The sequence below is a fragment of the Bergeyella anatis genome, assembly GCF_036016955.1.
Taxonomy (GTDB): Bacteria; Bacteroidota; Bacteroidia; order Flavobacteriales; family Weeksellaceae; genus JAYWXI01.
Map to the genome: position 1 here is coordinate 1 of NZ_JAYWXI010000047.1, position 3,030 is coordinate 3,030.

The 3,030-nt window shown below is 29.8% G+C and carries 3 protein-coding genes; all 3 read left to right on the forward strand.

Annotated elements, in window-relative coordinates; all coding sequences use genetic code 11:
* Positions 1–778 precede the first annotated feature (778 nt).
* The 3 genes from VQ048_RS11980 to VQ048_RS11990 all read left to right on the forward strand — a co-directional run bounded on the left by VQ048_RS11980 (position 779) and on the right by VQ048_RS11990 (position 2,785).
* The gene (locus tag VQ048_RS11980; RefSeq protein WP_161531597.1) at positions 779–1,168 is read left to right on the forward strand and encodes a hypothetical protein; all 390 of its coding nucleotides are present in this window, start codon (positions 779–781) and stop codon (positions 1,166–1,168) included.
* A 168-nt stretch (positions 1,169–1,336) separates the two neighbouring features.
* The gene (locus VQ048_RS11985) at positions 1,337–2,089 is read left to right on the forward strand and encodes a hypothetical protein (protein ID WP_327611897.1); all 753 of its coding nucleotides are present in this window, start codon (positions 1,337–1,339) and stop codon (positions 2,087–2,089) included.
* 246 nt (positions 2,090–2,335) lie between these two features.
* Positions 2,336–2,785 carry a PH domain-containing protein gene (locus VQ048_RS11990; protein ID WP_327611898.1) on the forward strand — a complete coding sequence of 150 codons (450 nt, stop codon included), beginning with the start codon at positions 2,336–2,338 and terminating at the stop codon, positions 2,783–2,785.
* Positions 2,786–3,030 lie beyond the last annotated feature (245 nt).

Here is a 3,030-nt window from a genome sequence, read left to right on the forward strand (position 1 = left end):
TTCAGAGTGAGAGAAAGGGGGACATTGTCTCTCTTTCCTCTCTGAAAAATAAATGTTTTTATTGCTTATTATCCGCACCCAAAAAGTTGCATTTATAAGTTGAATTCAAGACTTTAATTGGTTGTTCGAAAGTAATTCCTGCAATATTTTGGGAGGAATTTGAATCTGATAAAATACTCTCTAAATCATATGATCACGGACCTTGGGGTGGGAAAACAAAAATTTTATGGAATTCTACTGATAATTACTTCATTGAATCAAATATTCTAAAATTCGCAAATAAAAACAAATGGACGATTTCTGATAGTTTAAACGTTGAAAATGGAGATATAATAACATCTAATCAAAACCATTCAATTGAGCTAATTGAAAATGAAAAACTAATAAGTTCAGATTTTAGGAACGGTAAAATCTATATTTTCGAGACGGGATTGTTATCAGTAAAACCTGGAAACTCTACCGAAACTCAAAAAAACGGCTTCATACTTTTGAATACTAAAAGGAATAAGATGCTAATGTTTAGTGACTGGGGCGAATAAAAAAAGACTGCAGGTAACATAGTATTTGCAAAAGGCGGGTTTAAGGTGTTGAATTGAAAAGCAGAAATATTTATCCGCATATGCTTTTCAATTCAACTATTTTGAGTAATTTAGTTTCATTGAAAAAGCATCTGCTACGGTTGGACTGAATTGAACTATAGGTTCAATTTAGCCCGCCCTTCGCAAATACTTTTTCCGTTAGCAAACAGTTTAAAACAGAACGCAAAAGTTAAAATGATATGAAAATAAGTTATAAAAAAAAGCAAATGAATATAAACCTAATTTTCGGATTGATTTGGTTTGCTTGGTTCTTTATTAATATTCTAACAAAAGAAAAAACGAGTTGGTTAGATTATGGTTGGATTGTAATTTCTGTTATTTACTTGAGTTTATACTTTTACCAACGACAATACAAATATTTATCAATAGAAAACGGATTTATTATGGAGAATAGACCATTTGGAAAGAAAATAAATCTTAATGATATAAAGCAAATCAAAAACTTTGCTGGTGACTATATTATAAAATCAGAAAAAGATGAATTAACAATCAATACTCAAATAATTGATCCGAATTCACTAACCGAATTGAGAACCGAATTAGATAAATTAAACATAGAATGGAATTGAAAACCGATTTGCTAACAGCAGTTTGGCAAAATGGCGGGTTTAGTGCTAAATTGAACATTTGGTTTTCAAATGAACATTATTGCTAAATTGAAAGTAAGTGCTTCAAAGTCCGCCACTTCGCCAAGCTGCAAAACGTTGTAGGCAATGCTATAGAAAAATCTACTCAAAATGAAATACAAAATAATAGTTTTAATATTTTTTTCTATTTTTATCAAAATTAGCGCAACCGAACAAGAACCTGACAGAATAAAAATAGATGGAACCGAATATGATTTATTAAACAATCCTTTTGAAAAGTATTTGGAAAAAAATATAGATGTATACAATAAACTAGATAAATTAAAAATTGACAAAGATGGCAATAAGCAAATTTCTACAGGAAATTATAGAGGCTATATCGCAACATACGAACTAAAGGACTCAATACTGTATTTAGTGGAATTAGTTATTCCTGATCCAAATTCAGATTTTGAAAAAAACATATCCGTCTTTAAACAGATATTTGGTGAAAAAAAGTTAATAAATCTAAATTATACGGGGATTTTAGAAATCCCGATTGGAAAACTAATTGAATCTTATAATTTCGGATATTCTTCACTCTATGAAAGTTATAAACTTGTCACAATAAAAAATGATAATGTTGAAAAATTAAAAGAATTATCAAGACAAGATTATCAAAATTTCAAATTGAAACAATTCAAAGAATTTCAAAAAACTGACGAATACAAAAGAAGAATAATAGAACAGAGAAAGATTTCAAGAGAGAATTTAATTCCAGATGAAATGTGGAGTAATACTAGTGATTCGGAAAAAGAGATTCTCAAATTGAGTTTTCCTAAAAAGGGTAAAAAAGCAAGAAAAGAGAATGAAAATTTCATTTTTTTAATGGGTAATTTTGACTTTATAATAGTTGATTATTAAGGTAGCACTGCCTACAACATAGTATTTGCAAAAGGCGGGATTATGTAAAAAGTTGAAAATTTGGGAATATTTATCCGCTACTGCTTTTCCGTATTACTTTTTTTCTTAGTTTAGCAATACGGAAAAAGCATATGCTTCGGTTGGTCGAAATTGAACGATTAGTTCAATTTAGCCTGCCCTTCGCAAATACTTTTTCCGTTGGTGGCAAGTGTAAAACGACACACCGTTAAAAAAGACAGTTTTAAAATGAAGAAAATATATAAATCAAAAATCGGACTTGAATTAGTAATTCCTATTGTTCTTATATTAGGGACAGTTTTAATTCTGACCATAAGTGAAAAACCAAGTTGGATAGGAATTGCAATTCTTTTACCGGTAATCCTATTTATTGTTCATATGTTTATGACAACAACCTATACAATAGACAGTGACGAGCTGACAATAAAATGCGGTTTTATAATTAATAAAACTATTGACATTAAGACAATAAAAAAGGTTACTGAAACAAACAATCCAATTAGTTCGCCTGCAACTTCACTTGACAGACTTGAAATAAATTACGGAAAATTTGACTCTATAATAATTTCACCGAAACATAAGACTGAATTTATCAATGACATTAAAAGATTAAATCCGAATATTGAAGTAAAGCTCAAAAAGAAGCATAATGAAACACTTGACACTACAAGACAATAAAACACCAGCCACCAACAGCCGTTTTGCAAAAGCGGGGGTTTCGTGCTTCTATGAAAGCGAAGTGCTAAATTCAAGCTTTGTGCATCTAATGAAGTTTAGTGCTAAAAATCCCCGCCTTCGCAAAGCGGCAAAACGTTAGCAGAGATTGTTTATAATACTCAGCAAAATAATATTATTAAACCATTAAATAACATAAAACTGACAAATATGAAAAAATTAATAATGTTTATTGTGACTTTAATTCT

Excerpts from the sequence above, each read along its gene's own strand:
- VQ048_RS11980 (WP_161531597.1), top strand. The coding sequence starts at position 779 with ATGAAAATAAGTTATAAAAAAAAGCAAATGAATATAAACCTAATTTTC.
- VQ048_RS11985 (WP_327611897.1), top strand. The coding sequence starts at position 1,337 with ATGAAATACAAAATAATAGTTTTAATATTTTTTTCTATTTTTATCAAA.
- VQ048_RS11990 (WP_327611898.1), top strand. The coding sequence starts at position 2,336 with ATGAAGAAAATATATAAATCAAAAATCGGACTTGAATTAGTAATTCCT.